At 70.7% G+C, this 15,698-nt stretch carries 15 protein-coding genes and 1 tRNA gene; 7 read left to right on the forward strand and 9 right to left on the reverse strand.

What is annotated here, in order from left to right; genetic code table 11:
* Nucleotides 1-202: 202 nt before the first annotated feature.
* Nucleotides 203-598 (reverse strand): DUF5130 family protein, encoded by a 396-nt coding sequence (locus tag Q1K33_RS11170; RefSeq protein WP_300403882.1) that lies wholly within the window; start codon nucleotides 596-598, stop codon nucleotides 203-205.
* Between the two features lie 8 nt (nucleotides 599-606).
* The gene (locus tag Q1K33_RS11175; RefSeq protein WP_300403884.1) at nucleotides 607-972 is read right to left on the reverse strand and encodes a hypothetical protein; all 366 of its coding nucleotides are present in this window, start codon (nucleotides 970-972) and stop codon (nucleotides 607-609) included.
* Nucleotides 973-1,070: 98 nt separating this feature from the next.
* Here Q1K33_RS11175 and Q1K33_RS11180 point away from each other — a divergent pair, with 98 nt between their 5' ends.
* Together Q1K33_RS11180 and Q1K33_RS11185 are read left to right on the forward strand one after the other, a co-directional pair.
* On the forward strand, nucleotides 1,071-2,117 hold the full coding sequence (locus tag Q1K33_RS11180; RefSeq protein ID WP_300403886.1) for a mechanosensitive ion channel family protein: 1,047 nt from the start codon (nucleotides 1,071-1,073) through the stop codon (nucleotides 2,115-2,117).
* A 5-nt stretch (nucleotides 2,118-2,122) separates the two neighbouring features.
* On the forward strand, nucleotides 2,123-2,527 hold the full coding sequence (locus tag Q1K33_RS11185; protein ID WP_300403888.1) for a globin: 405 nt from the start codon (nucleotides 2,123-2,125) through the stop codon (nucleotides 2,525-2,527).
* Here Q1K33_RS11185 and Q1K33_RS11190 read toward each other — a convergent pair.
* Nucleotides 2,511-3,410, reverse strand: a complete 900-nt coding sequence (locus tag Q1K33_RS11190) for an acyl-CoA thioesterase (RefSeq protein ID WP_300403890.1) — start codon at nucleotides 3,408-3,410, stop codon at nucleotides 2,511-2,513. The two genes, Q1K33_RS11185 and Q1K33_RS11190, sit on opposite strands and share 17 nt — an antisense overlap.
* Before the next feature lie 70 nt (nucleotides 3,411-3,480).
* Between Q1K33_RS11190 and Q1K33_RS11195 the strand changes: the two genes are divergently transcribed.
* The gene (locus Q1K33_RS11195; protein ID WP_300403892.1) at nucleotides 3,481-4,695 is read left to right on the forward strand and encodes an acetyl-CoA C-acetyltransferase; all 1,215 of its coding nucleotides are present in this window, start codon (nucleotides 3,481-3,483) and stop codon (nucleotides 4,693-4,695) included.
* A gap of 101 nt (nucleotides 4,696-4,796) precedes the next feature.
* On the forward strand, nucleotides 4,797-5,306 hold the full coding sequence (locus Q1K33_RS11200; protein WP_300403894.1) for a MarR family transcriptional regulator: 510 nt from the start codon (nucleotides 4,797-4,799) through the stop codon (nucleotides 5,304-5,306).
* A gap of 51 nt (nucleotides 5,307-5,357) precedes the next feature.
* Here the strand turns inward: Q1K33_RS11200 and Q1K33_RS11205 are convergent, their stop codons facing one another.
* From Q1K33_RS11205 to Q1K33_RS11230, 6 genes are all read right to left on the reverse strand, one after another.
* Nucleotides 5,358-6,320, reverse strand: coding sequence for a hypothetical protein (locus Q1K33_RS11205; protein WP_300403896.1), 963 nt, complete (start codon nucleotides 6,318-6,320; stop codon nucleotides 5,358-5,360).
* A 16-nt stretch (nucleotides 6,321-6,336) separates the two neighbouring features.
* Nucleotides 6,337-8,019 carry an energy-dependent translational throttle protein EttA gene (gene ettA / locus Q1K33_RS11210; protein WP_300403898.1) on the reverse strand — a complete coding sequence of 561 codons (1,683 nt, stop codon included), beginning with the start codon at nucleotides 8,017-8,019 and terminating at the stop codon, nucleotides 6,337-6,339.
* 60 nt (nucleotides 8,020-8,079) lie between these two features.
* Complete coding sequence (ssb, locus tag Q1K33_RS11215; RefSeq protein WP_300403900.1) at nucleotides 8,080-8,535, reverse strand: single-stranded DNA-binding protein; 456 nt, start codon at nucleotides 8,533-8,535, stop codon at nucleotides 8,080-8,082.
* Between the two features lie 171 nt (nucleotides 8,536-8,706).
* On the reverse strand, nucleotides 8,707-10,353 hold the full coding sequence (locus Q1K33_RS11220; protein ID WP_300403902.1) for a GTPase: 1,647 nt from the start codon (nucleotides 10,351-10,353) through the stop codon (nucleotides 8,707-8,709).
* Nucleotides 10,350-12,071 carry a dynamin family protein gene (locus Q1K33_RS11225; RefSeq protein ID WP_300403904.1) on the reverse strand — a complete coding sequence of 574 codons (1,722 nt, stop codon included), beginning with the start codon at nucleotides 12,069-12,071 and terminating at the stop codon, nucleotides 10,350-10,352. Before Q1K33_RS11225 ends, Q1K33_RS11220 begins: the two co-directional genes overlap by 4 nt.
* A 74-nt stretch (nucleotides 12,072-12,145) precedes the next feature.
* Nucleotides 12,146-13,267, reverse strand: a complete 1,122-nt coding sequence (locus Q1K33_RS11230) for a PrsW family intramembrane metalloprotease (RefSeq protein WP_300403906.1) — start codon at nucleotides 13,265-13,267, stop codon at nucleotides 12,146-12,148.
* A 72-nt stretch (nucleotides 13,268-13,339) separates the two neighbouring features.
* On the opposite strand from Q1K33_RS11230, the gene Q1K33_RS11235 reads away from it, so the two are divergent.
* The 3 genes from Q1K33_RS11235 (at nucleotide 13,340) to Q1K33_RS11245 (ending at nucleotide 15,691) form a co-directional block, all read left to right on the forward strand.
* Entirely contained in the window at nucleotides 13,340-14,779 is a 1,440-nt protein-coding gene (locus Q1K33_RS11235; RefSeq protein ID WP_300403908.1) for an aminopeptidase P family protein, read from the forward strand.
* A gap of 26 nt (nucleotides 14,780-14,805) precedes the next feature.
* The gene (locus Q1K33_RS11240) at nucleotides 14,806-15,576 is read left to right on the forward strand and encodes a hypothetical protein (RefSeq protein WP_300403910.1); all 771 of its coding nucleotides are present in this window, start codon (nucleotides 14,806-14,808) and stop codon (nucleotides 15,574-15,576) included.
* A gap of 41 nt (nucleotides 15,577-15,617) precedes the next feature.
* Nucleotides 15,618-15,691 (forward strand) — tRNA-Arg (locus Q1K33_RS11245).
* The last annotated feature ends 7 nt before the right edge of the window (nucleotides 15,692-15,698 follow it).

Genomic DNA, 15,698 nt, shown 5'->3' on the forward strand with positions numbered 1-15,698 from the left:
GGCGCCCGCGCATGCGGCGGCGTGGGCGGAGCCCTCGCCGTTGAGCGCGCCGCCAAGTCGACCGGGAGAGGCTCGCAGTCAACGGATGCCGCAGGCACCGCGCAGCGGTCGAGCGCAGCGAGATCCTTGACGGCGAGACCCGGTCGACTACGCGCGCGGGCGCCACCAACCCCGAGAAGCGGCTGCCTCCCGGACGACCCCGTCAGGACCCAGCGTGCAGCGTGTTCTGCGGCCGTGCGCCGTCGGCGAGCTGCTGGATGCCCCGGCGCAGGCCGCCGACGAGGTCTCCGTCGGCAAAGGTCGCCGACATCGTCGCGATGGCCAGCTCGACCTGGTGGTCGGTCAGCGAGCGGCGCACGTGACCGCCGGTGACGACCTCGATGGCGCGCGCGGTCGGGTCGATCATGATCAGGATGCTGCGCGCGGGGGCGACCAGCGAGTTGTGCAGGCTGGTGGCGAAGGCCCGTGGGTCGCCGTCGCTGGCGCCCAGGAAGACCGAGAACTCCGCCCGGCACAGCTGCTCGGCCTTGCGGATCGCCACGTCGAGGGCGGCGCGCTCGCCGCTGGTGAGCACGTGCTGGCTGTCGACTCCGGGCATCGCGTCGACTACCAGCCGCCGCTGGCGCCGCCGGCAGCGGAGGTCTCGCTGTCCGGGGCGGCGAGCTCAGCGTCGCTGCGTCGACCGCCGAGCCACTGGTCCTCTACCGAGGAGCCGCCGGGGGTGACGCTCTCGCCGCGCATCAACGCCGGCAGGTAGGTCACCACGATGATCAGGACGAAGAGCAGCACCGGGATCCCGCCCAGGAGCAGGATCGCGTGCAGCCGGTCGACCTCCGGCGCCGGCGGCCACGCCTCCGGCACGTCGGCGGATGCGGGCCCGGCCAGCACCAGCGAGGTCGCAGTGAGGGCGGCGAGACCGGCGATGACGGTCACGAGACGTCGTACGGCGGAGGCGGCGGGTCGCGGGTTCACGCGACCAGGGTATCGGCACCGCGAGGTCATCTCGCCCCTGTCTCTCCCCGGGGCTGCGTGATTCGGACGACATCACCACACCTGTTATGCATGGCTCCATGAGCATCACCTCCGCCTCCGCGACCCTGGTCGGGCTGCTCGCCGACCCCGACCCCGCCCTCAGCCCGTGTGCCTCAGACGGCAGCGACAACATCTGCGACTTCTTCTACGAGCGCACCGGCAACGTGTCGCTCGCGCGCTGGTCCGACACCCTCATCGGCAGGCCGCTGGCCATCCTCGGCCTGCTCATCTTGGCCGTCGCGCTGCGCTACGTGCTGCGCAAGGCGATCGACCGCGTGGTCAAGCGCGCCGAGGACCCTGCGACGAGCAAGCTCGGCATGGCCGCCGAGCGCGCGAACCCGATGCAGGCTGCCCGGCGCGCCCAGCGCGCCGAGACCATGGGGTCCCTCTTCAAGAGCATGGTCACCGGCATCGTCGTGGCCATCTTCGGCACCATGATGCTCAGCGAGATCGGCGTCGACATCGCCCCGATCATCGCCAGCGCGGGCATCATCGGCATCGCGCTCGGCTTCGGCGCCCAGTCGCTGGTCAAGGACTTCCTCTCCGGCGTCTTCATGATCCTCGAGGACCAGTTCGGCGTGGGCGACATCATCGACGTGGGCGAGGCCACCGGCACCGTGGAAGCCGTCAGCCTCCGGGTGACGCGACTTCGCGACATCAACGGCACCGTCTGGTACGTCCCGAACGGCGAGATCCTCAAGGTCGGCAACCAGAGCCAGAACTGGTCGCGCACCGTGCTCGACGTGGGAGTCGGCTACCACGAGGACATCGCCCGGGTGAGGGTTGTCCTCGAGGACATCGCCCACGCCATGTGGGAGGACGAGGAGTTCACCGGCCAGGTGATCGAGGAGCCGTCGGTGTGGGGTGTGCAGGAGCTCTCCGCGGACGCGGTCACCATGCGCGTGGTGCTCAAGACGACTCCGGGCTCCCAGTGGGCCGTCGCGCGAGAGATGCGGCAGCGGATCAAGGCCCGCTTCGACCACGAGGGCATCGAGATCCCGTTCGCCCAGCGGGTCGTGTGGCACCGCGAGGAGCCCAAGGCCACCGCACCGGCTGGCGACGAGAAGGCCGAAGCAGGAGAATGAGCTAGGTGATCCAGATCAGCCCGGGAACTCCCGGCCCCGCGACGTTCTACGAGGAGATCGGCGGCTTCGAGACGATGCGTCGGATCGTGGCCCGCTTCTACGAGGGCGTCGCGACCGACGAGCTGCTGCGACCGCTCTATCCCGAGGAGGACCTCGGGCCGGCCGAGGAGCGCTTCCTGCTCTTCCTCGTGCAGTACTGGGGCGGGCCCACGACGTACGGCGACACGCGGGGCCACCCGCGGCTGCGGATGCGGCACGCACCGTTCGCCGTGACCCCGGAGGCGAAGGATCGGTGGCTGGTGCACTTCCGGGCCGGTCTGGACGAGGTCGAGCTCACTGCGGAGCAGGACGCGCAGTTCTGGGACTACGTCACCCATGCCGCGCAGTTCATGGTCAACTCGTTCGAGTGACCGCTTCCTCGAGGAGCATGCGCAGCTCGGGCGTCGGCGTGGTCGAGCGACCGCTCTCCGGATCGAAGAAGACGACGGTCACCCGGGCCCGGGCCAAGGAGCGTGCGCCGTCCGCGATCTCGGACGTGATGGTCATCGACCTCGTGCCGACGCGCACGATCGAGGACCACAGCTCGTAGGGCTCCGGGCGGAGCAGGATCGGCTCGCGGTACTCCACGTCCGTCTGCGCCACCACGACGCCCGGGGTCTGCACCCCGGTGCCGCGGAGCAGGTCGGCCATCTGCCGGATCCGTGCTTCCTGGAGGTACTCGAAGTACTTCACGTTGTTGACGTGACGGTAGACATCGACGTCGGAGAAGCGGACGTGGAGCGGAAAGCGGTGGGCGCCATCGCGGGTCGCCGCGGCGACCCGCGGCGGGCGCGGCTCCGCGGTCTCCTCGACGTACGCCGCGAGGCCGGCACGCTCCTCGGGCCTCAGCCTGCGCGGACGCTCCTCGGCGAAGACGAACGGCGCCAGCACCGTCGAGGCGCGCAGGTAGACGCGACGGGTGCTCCCCGCCGGCGCCCCGTCGCTGCCCTCGCCGGGGACGTCGTGGAAGATCTCGTAGGCCATCGTGAACGTCGCCGCCCGGACCTCGGTCACCCAGCACTCGATCTTCACGGGGCGGAAGTCGAAGAGCAGCGGTGCCAGGTAGGTGACGTCGTGGCGCACCACCACGATCCCCTCGGTGAGGTCGGCGTCCTGAGGCGCCGTGGGAGGCAGCATCGACCGCATCAGGTCGACCCGGGCCTCCTGGAGGTAGTCGGCGTACACCACGTTGTTGACGTGCCCAAGGAGGTCGAGGTCGGCCCAGCGCAGCGGGCATTCGTAGACGTGACGCACGCCTCGACTCTGTCAGAGTCGGGCGGGCTAGTCTGAGACGGTTGTCACCCACGAGATCGGAGATCCGTCCATGCCCGAGGCCGTCATCGTTTCTGCCGCGCGTTCGCCCATCGGTCGCGCCAACAAGGGGTCGCTCAAGGACCTGCGCCCCGATGACCTCACCGCCACCATCATCCAGGCCGCGCTCGACAAGATCCCGGGGCTGGACCCCTCGACCATCGACGACCACTACCTCGGGTGCGGACTCCCCGGCGGCGAGTCGGGCAACAACATGGCCCGCATCGTCAACGTCCTGATGGGCTACGACGCCATCCCCGGCGCCACCATCACCCGCTACTGCTCCTCGTCGGTGCAGACCTCGCGGATGGCCCTGCACGCGATCAAGGCCGGCGAGGGCGACATCTTCATCTCGGCCGGTGTCGAGATGGTCTCGCGCTTCGCCAAGGGCACCTCGGACCACTGGCCCGACACCAAGAACCCGCAGTTCCACGACGCCGAGCTGCGCACCATGAAGACCGCCGAGGGTGGCCAGGACTGGCACGACCCCCGCGAGGACGGCCTGCTGCCCGACGCCTACATCGCGATGGGCCAGACCGCCGAGAACGTCGCCCGCCTGCGCGGGCTCGACAAGGTGGAGCTCGACGAGTTCGGCGTCCGCTCCCAGAACCTCGCCGAGAAGGCGATCGCCGACGGCTTCTGGGCCCGCGAGATCACGCCGGTCACCACCCCCGACGGCACTGTCGTCAGCGCCGACGACGGTCCCCGTGCCGGTGTCACCTACGACGCCATCAAGGACCTCAAGCCGGTCTTCCGCCCCGACGGTGTCGTCACCGCCGGCAACTGCTGCGCCCTCAACGACGGGGCCGCCGCGGTCATCGTCATGTCCGACACCAGGGCCGCCGAGCTCGGCCTGAAGCCGCTGGCCAGGATCGTCTCCACCGGTGTGAGCGGCTTGTCGCCTGAGATCATGGGCCTGGGCCCGGTCGAGGCGTCCAAGAACGCCCTCAAGTACGCCGGGATGAGCATCGGCGACATCGACCTCGTCGAGATCAACGAGGCCTTCGCCGCCCAGGTCGTGCCGTCCTACCAGGACCTCGGCATCGACATCGACCGCCTGAACGTCAACGGCGGCGCGATCGCGGTCGGTCACCCCTTCGGCATGACCGGTGCGCGCCTGCAGAACACGATGATCAACTCCCTCGACTGGCACGACAAGTCGACCGGCCTGATCACCATGTGCGTCGGCGGCGGCCAGGGCATGGCGATGATCCTCGAGCGCATCTGACACACCCGCTTCACTCGCTCCACCGCTGGACGCCCGACCGTACGACGGTCGGGCGTCTGTGCATTGTCGGCCCTGACACCAGTGCCCGTTACACTCCGCCGGTGCCCCGCTCAACGCCCTCCCAGTCGTCTGCCGCCGAGACTCGTTGGCTCGACGCCGATCAGCAACGGTCCTGGCGCGCCTTCCTCCTGGGGACCACCCTGCTCTTCGACCGCCTCGACGACGACCTGCGCCGACGCCACGGCGCCTCGATGGTCGAGTACGAGATCCTGGTGCGTCTCTCCGAGGCCGACGACGGCCGTCTGCGGATGGCTCAGCTGGCCGATGCCCTGGCCCACAGCCGGAGCCGGGTCACCCACACCATCAAGCGGATGGAGGACGCCGGGCTCGTGCGGCGCACGGACTCGCCCGAGGACCGTCGTGGTGTCTTCGCCGAGATCAGCGACGACGGCAGAGGTCTGCTCGCGCAGATGGCTCCCACCCACGTCGCCGGCGTCCGTGCCCACTTCGTCGACATCGCCGAGGGTGACGACCTGATGGCGATGGGTCGCCTGATGGATGCCGTCGCCGACCAGCTGATCGCCGGGCACCCCGACGCCGAGATGCGCTGACCCGGCGACGTACCGACGCGCGGCCGGGCCCGCGTCTTCCGAGCTGATCGACTACTTGCGTCGCCGGACCCGATCGTCCAGCAACCCGCGGGCGATCAGCGTCAGGATGCCGTCACGGCACAGCGTCGGGGCCGAGAGGAACAGGTCGTCACTGCGGTCGGGCCAGGCGACCAGGTCGACACCGGGGTTGCCCATCAGCCACATGTCGAGCGGCACCCGCCCGTCCTCGTCGTAGTGGAGACGAGCGGACTGACCGAGGAAGACCTGCCAGTGGAACGGCCCGACCGGGCGGTTGCGCCAGCTCAGCTCGGGTCCGGGGTAGCAGGACTCGGCGGCGATGTCGCGCTCCATGACCAGGTCGGCGACGCGCCGTGGGGGCAGGCCCGACGGCGCGGACTTGCCGAAGGGGACGACCTGGCCGGCGAACGGATCGAGGTGGTGGACGCACCCGCAGGCACCCGTGGCGGGTGGCACCCAGCCGGGGCCGTCGAGAAGGTGCCCGGCTTCTGGGTCGAAACCCTCCTGCGACGGATGTCGGGGGAACTCCGCGATCGGCTCCCCCGGCGCGGGCGGCGGAGGAGGCGGCTCCCCCGGCTCCCCCGGCGCTCCCGGCTCTGCTGCCGGCGGGGTCGACGGGGCAGCCGGCCCGGTCGCCGTACGCGGCTGGTCCTCAGCGCGGGCGCCCTGCCACCACGTCGTGAAGTCGGGCAGGTGCTGGACCGGCTCGGCGCGCTCGTCGCCCGAGTCGAGGGTCATCACCTCGTAGCCGCCGCCCTCCTGAGGACGATCGGCGTGGAAACAGACCATGAACTCGGTGCCGCGACGCAGGGCGAAAGGCACCAGCGAACGGGTCTGCTTCTCCCACAGTCGCTGGGCAGCCCCACGCAGCTGGTAGCCCTGTAGCCACTCCCACTGCCGCACGCGCTCCTGGCCCACCACGGCCAGGAAGTCGTCCGGATAGACGAACCCGGCGGGCAGGTCACGCTCACTCAGGAGCTTGGGTTTGCGAGCCACAGCAGGTCGGCCGCCCTCAGTCGCGGGTCAGGCGACGGTGCGTGACCCGGTGGGGTCGAGCCGCGTCGGCGCCCAGGCGCTCGATCTTGTTCTCCTCGTAGGAGGCGAAGTTTCCCTCGAACCAGAACCACTTGCCGGGCTCGTCGTCCTCGCCCTCCCAGGCGAGGATGTGGGTGGCCACGCGGTCCAGGAACCACCGGTCGTGCGAGGTCACCACGGCGCAGCCCGGGTAGTCGAGCAGGGCGTCCTCCAGGGCCGAGAGCGTCTCGACGTCCAGGTCGTTGGTGGGCTCGTCGAGCAGCAGCAGGTTGCCGCCCATCTTCAGGGTCAGCGCGAGGTTGAGGCGGTTGCGCTCTCCACCGGAGAGCACGCCGGCCTTCTTCTGCTGGTCCGGCCCCTTGAAGCCGAAGCTGGCGACGTAGGCCCGCGAGTTCATCTCGAAGTTGGCGACCTTGATGAAGTCCAGGCCGTCGGAGACGACCTCCCAGACGTTCTTGGTGGGGTCGAGCCCACCACGGCTCTGGTCGACGTAGCTGATCTTGACGGTCTGCCCCACGTTGAGCGAACCCTTGTCCGGCTCCTCCTGGCCGGTGATCATCCGGAACAGCGTCGTCTTGCCGACACCGTTGGGTCCGATCACGCCGACGATCCCGGCCCGCGGCAGGGAGAAGTCGAGATCGTCGATGAGGGTGCGGCCGTCGAAGCCCTTGCCGAGGTGCTCGGCCTCCAGGACGACGTCACCCAGGCGCGGTCCGGCCGGGATGTTGATGTCGGAGGTGTCGATCTTGCGCATCCGGTCGGCCTCGGCGGCCATCTCCTCGTAGCGCGCGAGCCGCGAGCGGCTCTTGGTCTGGCGGGCCTTGGCGTTGGAGCGGACCCACTCCAGCTCCTTCTCGAGCATCTTGGCGCGCTTGGCGTCCTTCTGGCCCTCGATCTTGAGCCGTTCCTTCTTGGTCTCCAGGTAGGTGGAGTAGTTGCCCTCGTAGGGGTGGGTCTGGCCACGGTCGAGCTCGAGGATCCACTCGGCGACGTTGTCGAGGAAGTACCGGTCGTGGGTGATCGCCAGCACCGCGCCCGGGTAGGAGGCGAGGTGTCCCTCGAGCCACTGCACCGACTCGGCGTCCAGGTGGTTGGTGGGCTCGTCGAGCAGCAGCAGCGACGGCTGCTGCAGCAGCAGCTTGCACAGCGCGACGCGGCGCCGCTCGCCCCCGGAGAGGTTGTCGACGATGGCGTCCGGCGGCGGGCAGCGCAGTGCGTCCATGGCCTGGTCCAGTCGGCTGTCGAGGTCGTAGGCGCCGATGGCGTCCACCTCGGTCTGCAGGTCGCCGGCCTCGACGGCCACCTTGTCCTGGTCGGCGTCGGGGTCGCCCATCATCATGTAGAGCTCGTCGAGGCGGGCCACCTTGGCCTTGATGTCGGCCACGGCCTCCTCGACGTTCTCCAGGACCGTCTTGCCCTCGGTCAGCGGCGGCTCCTGCTGGAGCATTCCGACCGTCGCGCCCGGGTCGAGGATCGCGTCACCGTTGTTGGCGTGGTCGAGCCCCGCCATGATCCGCAGCAGGGACGACTTGCCGGTGCCGTTGGGTCCGACGACGCCGATCTTGGCGCCGTGCAGGAAGGACAAGGTGACGTTGTCGAGCACGACCTTGTCACCGTGGGCCTTGCGGACATTGCGCAGGGTGAAGACATATTCGGCCATGACACGAGCCTAGTAGCGGGGCGGGACCAGGCCGAATGCGGGGCGAGCCCGGCCACAGGCTCAGGCCGCGACCACTCCCGCCGCCCCGGCCTCCTGCTCGCCCGAGCCCGCTGCCGCGGCACCGGCGGCCGCACGGGCCTGCAGCTCGGCGGCCGAGGGCCGCTTGCTGAACGAGGTGATGCCCCGGCTCAGGTCGTGTCCCACGAGCAGCGCCTCGATCTCGAGTCCGGTCACCTCGACGCCGTCCTTGTTGGTGTAGGTGCTCGTGCTGAGTCGGCCGTGGACGATCACGGGCTCGCCGGTGGCGAGGGAGCGCGCGCAGTGCTCGCCGAGGTGGCGCCAGGCACTGACGGAGTACCACTGGGTCGCGCCGTCGACCCACTCGTCGGTGCTGCGCTGGAAGCGGCGTGGGGTGCAGGCCACCCGGAAGTTGGCGACGTTCGTCTCGCCCGCCTGGCGCAGGGTGACGGTGCCACCGACGTGGCCCTGCAGGGTGACCATCGTGTCGTTGAGCATGGGTTCTCTCCTCGAGTGAGTGGGGCTACCGATCGGCGTGATCGGACAACCACCAGCAAACGAGGTGCGCGCGCCGACAACGAGGGCTCGCTCCAGCGCCTGTGGAGAGAGCTTCGGACGGGCCGCCTGTGGACCACTCGTGGGCAGGCCCCCACCCAGGAAGACCGAGGGCTACTGCAGCGCCGCGCGCAGGGCTGTCTGCACGGCCGAGTACGCCGCCAGCTCAGCCGTGACCGGGTCGACGACGAGCTCGGTCGCCACCGTGTGCACCTCGTCGCGCAGACGCCGGTCGGCCGCGGCGGCCCGGGCCCGCGCCGTACCGCCGACGAGACCGCGACACACGATCGCCAGCAGGATGCCGAGCACCACTCCCCCGACGAGCAGGAGCAGCGGGAGCGGCATCCCCGCGAGCTGGTACTCCTCGTCCGAGAGCGACCCGCCGACCGCGAGCAGACCGGCCCAGACCGCACCGCCGAGAGCCGTGATGATCAGCAGCCACTGGAGCACACGCACCAAGCCGGCCCAGACCGGGAGCTTGTCGGCCCCCAAGTCGGTGCGGGCCATGGCCGAGTCGAGGAGATCGCCGACCTCGGGCAGCCGCGCGACGGACGTACGACGTACGGACTCGACCCAGGGCGCGCCCAGACCGTTGCTGGCGTCGTCGGCCAGCGCGCGCACCTCGGTGTCGATCCGCGCCCGCTGCACCGGCGTCGTGGCGGGCAGGGAGCTCCTGGGCGAGCCGCGCAGCGCGGCACCCGCCTCCCCGAGGTCGAGGTTGAGCTTCCTGAGCGGGTCCGGCTTGAAGCGGGACAGCACCGAGACGAGCGGCCAGGTCGTGGCGCGCCCGGCTCGCAGGCGGGTGGAGCGCTCGACGGCGTCCACGACGACCGGGACCCCCGCGGCGTCGGCGAAGGCGTCCTCGAGCTCGTCGACCCGGGTGGGTGAGAGCCGGCGCACCTTCCCGGTCCCCGACGCCTCCTGCAGCTGACCGGCTGCGGAGCGCAGATCGGCCTCGATGCGCTGGCGGGTGAGCTTCTTGGCCGAGACCCGTGCGGCGATCTCGCCCCGCAGTCCGTCGATACCGATGCCCTCCCGAGCGCTGACCGCGAAGATCGGCACCTCCTGCAGCCCGTCGAGGTCCAGGAGGCGACGCACGTCGTCGACCATCGACTGACGACGGTCCTCGGCGACGGTGTCGATGTGGTTGAGCACCACGACCATCACGCCGGCGTGCGAGCGCAGCGGCGCCAGGTAGCGGTCGTGGATGGCGGCATCGGCGTACTTCTGCGGGTCCAGCACCCACACCAGCAGGTCGGCAAGCTCGACGAGACGGTCGACCTCGAGGTGGTGGGAGACCTCGGTCGAGTCGTGGTCGGGCAGGTCCATCAGGACGACACCGTCGAGCTCGCGGTCCTCACGTGCCGTGTCGAGCATCGAGTCGCGCATCGTCTGGTGGCGCGGCGGGATCCCCAGCCACTGCAGGAGCTCTTCGGCGCCCGCACTCCCCCACACGCAGGCGGTGGCCCAGGAGGTGGTCGGTCGACGCACCCCGGTCGAGGAGAGCTCGAGCCCCGTCAGTGCGTTGAAGGTCGACGACTTGCCGGAGCCCGTGGCGCCGGCGATGGCGACCACGGTGTGCCGCGCCGAGAGCCTCAGCCGCCCGGCGGCCCGGTCGGCCACGGACGCGGCCTCGTCGAGCAGGGCGTCGTCGAGCCGTCCGCGCCCCGCGGCAACCGCGGCCTCGAGGCCGTCGATGCGCTCGCCGAGGTCGGTGCCCCGCGTCACGAGCTTGCGGGCGCCATCGAGCAGTGAGGTCACAGGGGTTCTCCAGGAGATGCCTCGGCGGCCTTGGCCGACGCCTGGTAGCGCAGGTCGTCGACGCGTCGGGCCGCCTGGCGCAGCTTGTCGGGTGTGTCTGGGTGCACGGTAACCGCATCGACGAGCGACAGGTAGCGGGCCCGCTCGTCGTGCAGCAGCACGGTGACGCGCTGCTCCAGGGAACGGCGTGCCCGATCGGCGAGCGTGCGCACGGCCTGGTCGCCGAAGACGGCCTCGAGGAGCTTCTGACCGAGCAGTGCCGAGCCTCCCGCGACGCCGGCCTCCGTGCCCGTGAGGCCCGCGGTGTGCGAGAAGACCACGATCATCAGGGCGACCGAGAGTCCGTTGACGCCGAAGGCGAGGAAGCGGGCGGTCGTGCGCTTGTCGGCTCCCTCGGTGCGCACCATGTCGAGCACGTCGAGCTGCCAGTCGCGCACCATCCGCTCGGCGCGGCGACGCAGGTCGCGCGAGGCACGACCCAGGTCACCAGGTGCGTTCGCCAGGACGCCTGCGCCGGCAGCCTGCTGGCGCAGGCGGGCGTGCGTGCGTTCGGCGGCAGCCTCGGCGTGCTCGAGGAGCAGCGTCTCCAGGCCCGACTCGACCGCGACGGTGACGCGCTCGGCCTGCTGGGGCTTGCCCTTGATCGTGTTGACGAGCCGGTCGCGCAGTCCTCCCACCCGACTCTCCAGCGAGCGCAGCAGCTCGCCGGTGCCGACGAACTCCTGCCAGCGGGCCAGCACCTCGCCGCGCATCAGGCTGCCGTCGGCCGTCGCGGCGATGACGGCGGCGATCGCCTCGTCGTACGTCTCGTCGACGTCGGCCTTGAGGCTCAGCGCGATCGCGGTCTGCTCGACGGCGGCGTCGGCGATCGGGTAGGTACGTCGGGTGATCGTGCGCACGGCACCGTCGAGCGTCTGGCGTACGACGGCACCGCGGGCGTCGCTGTCCTCGGCCAGGGTGTCCAGCCACTCGCGGATGTCGGCGACGTGGCGCGGCGGGAGCAGGCCCTGGTTGTCGATCTTGCCCTCGGCGACCGTGAAGAGCGGAGAGTCCTTGAGACCACGGCTGGCCAGCATCCGGGCCAGGTGGGTCGCCACCGTCTGCACGGCGTCGTCCGGCGTGCGGTCGAGCACGATCGCGACGGCCGTGGAGCGCTCCGCGGCCTGCTTGAGGTACTCCCACGGGACCTGGTCGGCGTAGCGTGCGGCCGAGGTGACGAACAGCCACAGGTCTGCCGCGGCGAGCAGCTGGGCGGCGAGCACCCGGTTGCGCTCCTCGACGGAGTCGACGTCGGGCGCGTCCAGGATCGCCAGACCTGCAGGCACGGCCTCGGTGGCCACGAGCTGCAGCGAGTCGGGGTCGTCGGTGACGTGCTGGACCCGGGTCAGGTCGGGCAGCAACCGGTCCTGGCCGAACCAGTGGGCGTCGTCGGGGTGGTGCACCAGCACCGGCGAGCGGGTGGTCGGCCTCAGGACGCCGGGCGTGGTGACGCGGTGGCCCACCAGGGAGTTGACCAGGGTCGACTTGCCGGCGCCGGTGGAGCCGCCGACGACCGCGAGCAGGGGCGCCTCGAGGGTCATCAGCCGCGGGATCACGTAGTCCTCGAGCTGGTCGACCATCTGGGTGCGCGCGATCCGGACATCGTCCAGCCCGGGGAGGTCGAAGGGCAGCTCGGTGGCATCCAGCGCTGCGTGCAGACGCACGATCGCGGTGATCATCCGGCTGTCCCCGGTCGCGCCGTGGTCACCCGCTCCTCGGGAGACGACGTGTCCATGGGGTTTGTCGGGAGCGTTCACAGCGTGGGCACCACCTGTCCGGGGAAGGCGATGTGGGGTCGAACGGCTCGGATCCGCTCGACGTGGGCGGCGCCTCGCTCGCGCCAGTCGCCGGGTGGCGTGCCGCGCAGCAGGCGGTGGTGCAGGTAGCCGAGCTCGATGGTGGCCTGCTGGTAGTCGGCCATCGCCCGGACGCCCTCGGGACCGCCGTACCGAGCGGCGTGGGCGCGCGCCGCACGACGCGCGCGCAGGTCGACGACCCAGCCGATGTCGGTGGCGGGGATCAGGTTGCGGCGGGCGGCGTCGTCGAGGGCTGCGCGCAGTACGACGGCCTCGGTACGGCGGGCCCAGGCCGCCAGGCAGATCATCCCGACGAGCGCCGGCACCATCAGGGCGACGTAGACGCCGGCGAAGCCCTCCGCGCCGAAGACCGTCGAGCCGTTCCACAGGGCATGGGTGAGCACGGCAGCGACGTACCCGGCCGCCGGCGCCGCGACGCGCACGCCACGACTGCGGGAGGCCACGGCGACACCGACACCGATGCCGATGAAGGCGGTGAACAACGGGTGCGCGAAGGGACTCACCAGGCAACGGACGACGAACGTCGAGGTGACCCCCGCGATGCCGCCCGGCCCCATCCCGTCCGTGCCGTTGTAGGCAGCCGCCAGGTAGAGGATGTTCTCGGTGAAGGCGAAGCCGATGCCGACCATGCCGGCGTAGACGATCCCGTCGAGGATGCCGTCCAGCTCGGCACGGCGCCACCACAGGAGCAGCAGCAGGAACAGGCCCTTGGCGGCCTCCTCCGTCACCGGCGCGATCACGGCCAGGGAGATCTCGTCGGTGACCGGGACGAAGACGCCGCCCACGCCGCCCAGGACGAGAGCCGCGGCGGTGGCCACGAAGGCGCCCCACAGCAGCCCGTAGGCCAGCAGTCGCTTGGGCTCGGGCTCGTAGCGGTCGAGCCAGAGGTAGCAGGCGATCAGCGGTCCCACCGGCAGGGCAGCGAGCAGGGCGGCCACGAGCGTCACGCCCGGGGCTCCGGACAGCGCGAGGACCGCGAGCATCAGCAGCGCCCCGAGCACGACCGCCACGGTCACCACGACCGTGAAGGTGACACTCTCGGTACGGCGCTCGGGCATGGGGGGAAGCCTATCGGCCGCGGCGCACCACGACGGACGACCCCGCAGGTCCGCGCGGTTACAGTGGCAGACGTGAGTGACGAGACACCTGCCGAAGCGGCCCCCGAGTCCTTGGCCACCGAGTCGCACGACCCTGCTGTGCCGGAAGCCTACTCCGCCTTCATGCGCACCGGATGGGACGACGAGGAGCGCGACCTGCCCTCCTTCTCCGGCGCCGGTCGGGCAGCCGAGCGGCGTGCGCGCCTGGCCGAGATGTTCCCCGGCGAGCGTCTCGTGCTGCCGGGTGGCGGCTACAAGGTGCGCAGCTACGACACCGACTATCGCTTCCGGGCCGACACCGCCCACGCCTACTTCACCGGCAACCAGACCAGTGACGCGGTGCTGGTCGTCGAGGACGGCGAGTCCGTCCTCTACGCCCGCCCGCGCTCCGGTCGCGAGACCGACGAGTTCTTCCGCGATCGTCAGTACGGCGAGCTGTGGGTCGGCAAGCGACCGTCGCTCGGCGAGCTCTCTGCCACGCTCGGGATCGAGGTCCGCCACATCGACCGTCTCGAGGATGCCCTGGGCCGCTCCGGCACCAGCGCGCCCGGCAAGACGCGCGTGCACCGAGGCGTCTCGGACTCCGTCGACCGGCTCCTCGCCGCCGACGGTGGGTTGGACGACGACTTCACGCGCGTGATCTCCGAGATGCGGCTGATCAAGGACGACTGGGAGCTCGGCCAGCTCCAGGAGGCCTGTGACATCACCACGCTCGGCTTCGAGGACTCCGTCTCCGAGTGGGACCGTGTCCTGGAGTACGGCGAGCGCTGGATCGAGGGCACGTTCTTCCGTCGCGCCCGAGCCATGGGCAACGACATCGGCTACGACTCGATCGTGGGCGGTGGTTCGCACGCGACCACGCTGCACTGGATCGACAACGACGGGCCCATCACGCCCGGCACTCTCGTCCTGCTCGACATGGGCGTGGAGGGACGCAACCTCTACACCGCCGACGTCACCCGCACCCTGCCGGTCGACGGGACGTTCACACCCGCCCAGCGTGATCTCTACGAGCTCGTCCTGGCCGCCCAGGACGCCGGCATCGCCGCCGTACGACCTGGCAACCGGTTCGCCGAGCCGCACGAGGCCGCCATGAGCGTGCTCGCCCACGGCTTGGAGGACATGGGACTGCTGCCGGTCCCGGCCCAGGAGGCGCTCGACCCCGACTCCAAGGTCTACGCCCGCTGGACCCTGCACGGCACCAGCCACATGCTCGGTCTCGACGTCCACGACTGCGGCAAGGCTGCCCCCGAGTCCTACGCCAAGGGGACCCTGGCCGAGGGCATGGTGCTGACGGTCGAGCCCGGCCTCTACTTCCAGGCCGACGACCTGCTGGCCCCGGAGGAGCTGCGAGGCACGGGCATCCGGATCGAGGACGACCTCGTGGTCACCGCCGACGGCTCGCGCAACCTGTCGGCGGCACTGCCTCGGACCGCCGACGCGGTCGAGGCCTGGATGGCCGAGCGACGCTGAGGATCCGGGAGCCGTAGGCTCCACGGGTGATCCTCTCCCCCGTGCGCCGCACCGCGGCTGCCGCTTCAGTCCTGACCCTCTCCCTCGCGCTCACCGCCTGCGGGAGCGACGACACCGACACGCAGACGCCCGAGTCAAGCCCCTCGGCGACCCCGGGGCCCACCGACGAGGCCGGGGAGACGGGCGAGACGGGCGGGGGGCCGGTGCTCTCGGAGGACGAGCTCACCTCCGCCCTGCTGACCGCCGAGGACCTCCCCGGCGGCTACGTCATCGATCCCGACGACGAGGAGGAGGATTCCACCGCGTTCGAGGGCAGCTGCCTCGAGGTGATCGGCGACCTGACCGACCGGCCCGAGTTCGAGGCCGACAGCGAGGTCGAGCAGGCGTTCACGCTCGAGGGGGACGCCGGGCAGAGCGGGGTCAAGAACCAGGTCGAGTCGTATGCCGACAGCCAACAGATCATGGACGCGATCGAGCTCTTCGCCGACGCCCTGACCGACTGCACCAGCGCCACCGGTACCGACGAGGACGGCTTCGAGTACGACCTCCAGGTGCAGTTCGACCAGACGGTCTCGCTCACCGGCGTCGACCAGCAGGTGCGCGTGGCCGTGCGAGGCACGCTCAGCACCGAGGGCCTCGAGCTGCCGGTCGACGTCGGCTTCAACGTGGCGCGCATCGGCAACAACCTGATCACCGTGAACACGCTCGACATCGGCGAGGTGGGCGACGGGATCGTCGCCTCCACCGACGTCGTCGCGCAGGTCTCCGTCGACCGACTGGCCGAGGTCACCGGCTGACGCCGCGGAGCCTCGCCCTGACTACACTTTGCGCGTCTCCGGCCCCCGTAGCTCAGCTGGATAGAGCGAGTCACTTCTAATGACTTGGTCGCAGGTTCGAATCCTGCCGGGGGTGCTCGCCA

The sequence above is a fragment of the Nocardioides sp. genome, from assembly GCF_029937575.1.
Lineage (GTDB): Bacteria > Actinomycetota > Actinomycetes > Propionibacteriales > Nocardioidaceae > Nocardioides.

Coding starts and splice junctions, on each gene's coding strand:
- Q1K33_RS11170 (WP_300403882.1), bottom strand. CDS start 598: ATGCCCGGAGTCGACAGCCAGCACGTGCTCACCAGCGGCGAGCGCGCC.
- Q1K33_RS11180 (WP_300403886.1), top strand. CDS start 1,071: ATGAGCATCACCTCCGCCTCCGCGACCCTGGTCGGGCTGCTCGCCGAC.
- Q1K33_RS11195 (WP_300403892.1), top strand. CDS start 3,481: ATGCCCGAGGCCGTCATCGTTTCTGCCGCGCGTTCGCCCATCGGTCGC.
- ettA (WP_300403898.1), bottom strand. CDS start 8,019: ATGGCCGAATATGTCTTCACCCTGCGCAATGTCCGCAAGGCCCACGGT.
- ssb (WP_300403900.1), bottom strand. CDS start 8,535: ATGCTCAACGACACGATGGTCACCCTGCAGGGCCACGTCGGTGGCACC.
- Q1K33_RS11225 (WP_300403904.1), bottom strand. CDS start 12,071: ATGATCACCGCGATCGTGCGTCTGCACGCAGCGCTGGATGCCACCGAG.
- Q1K33_RS11230 (WP_300403906.1), bottom strand. CDS start 13,267: ATGCCCGAGCGCCGTACCGAGAGTGTCACCTTCACGGTCGTGGTGACC.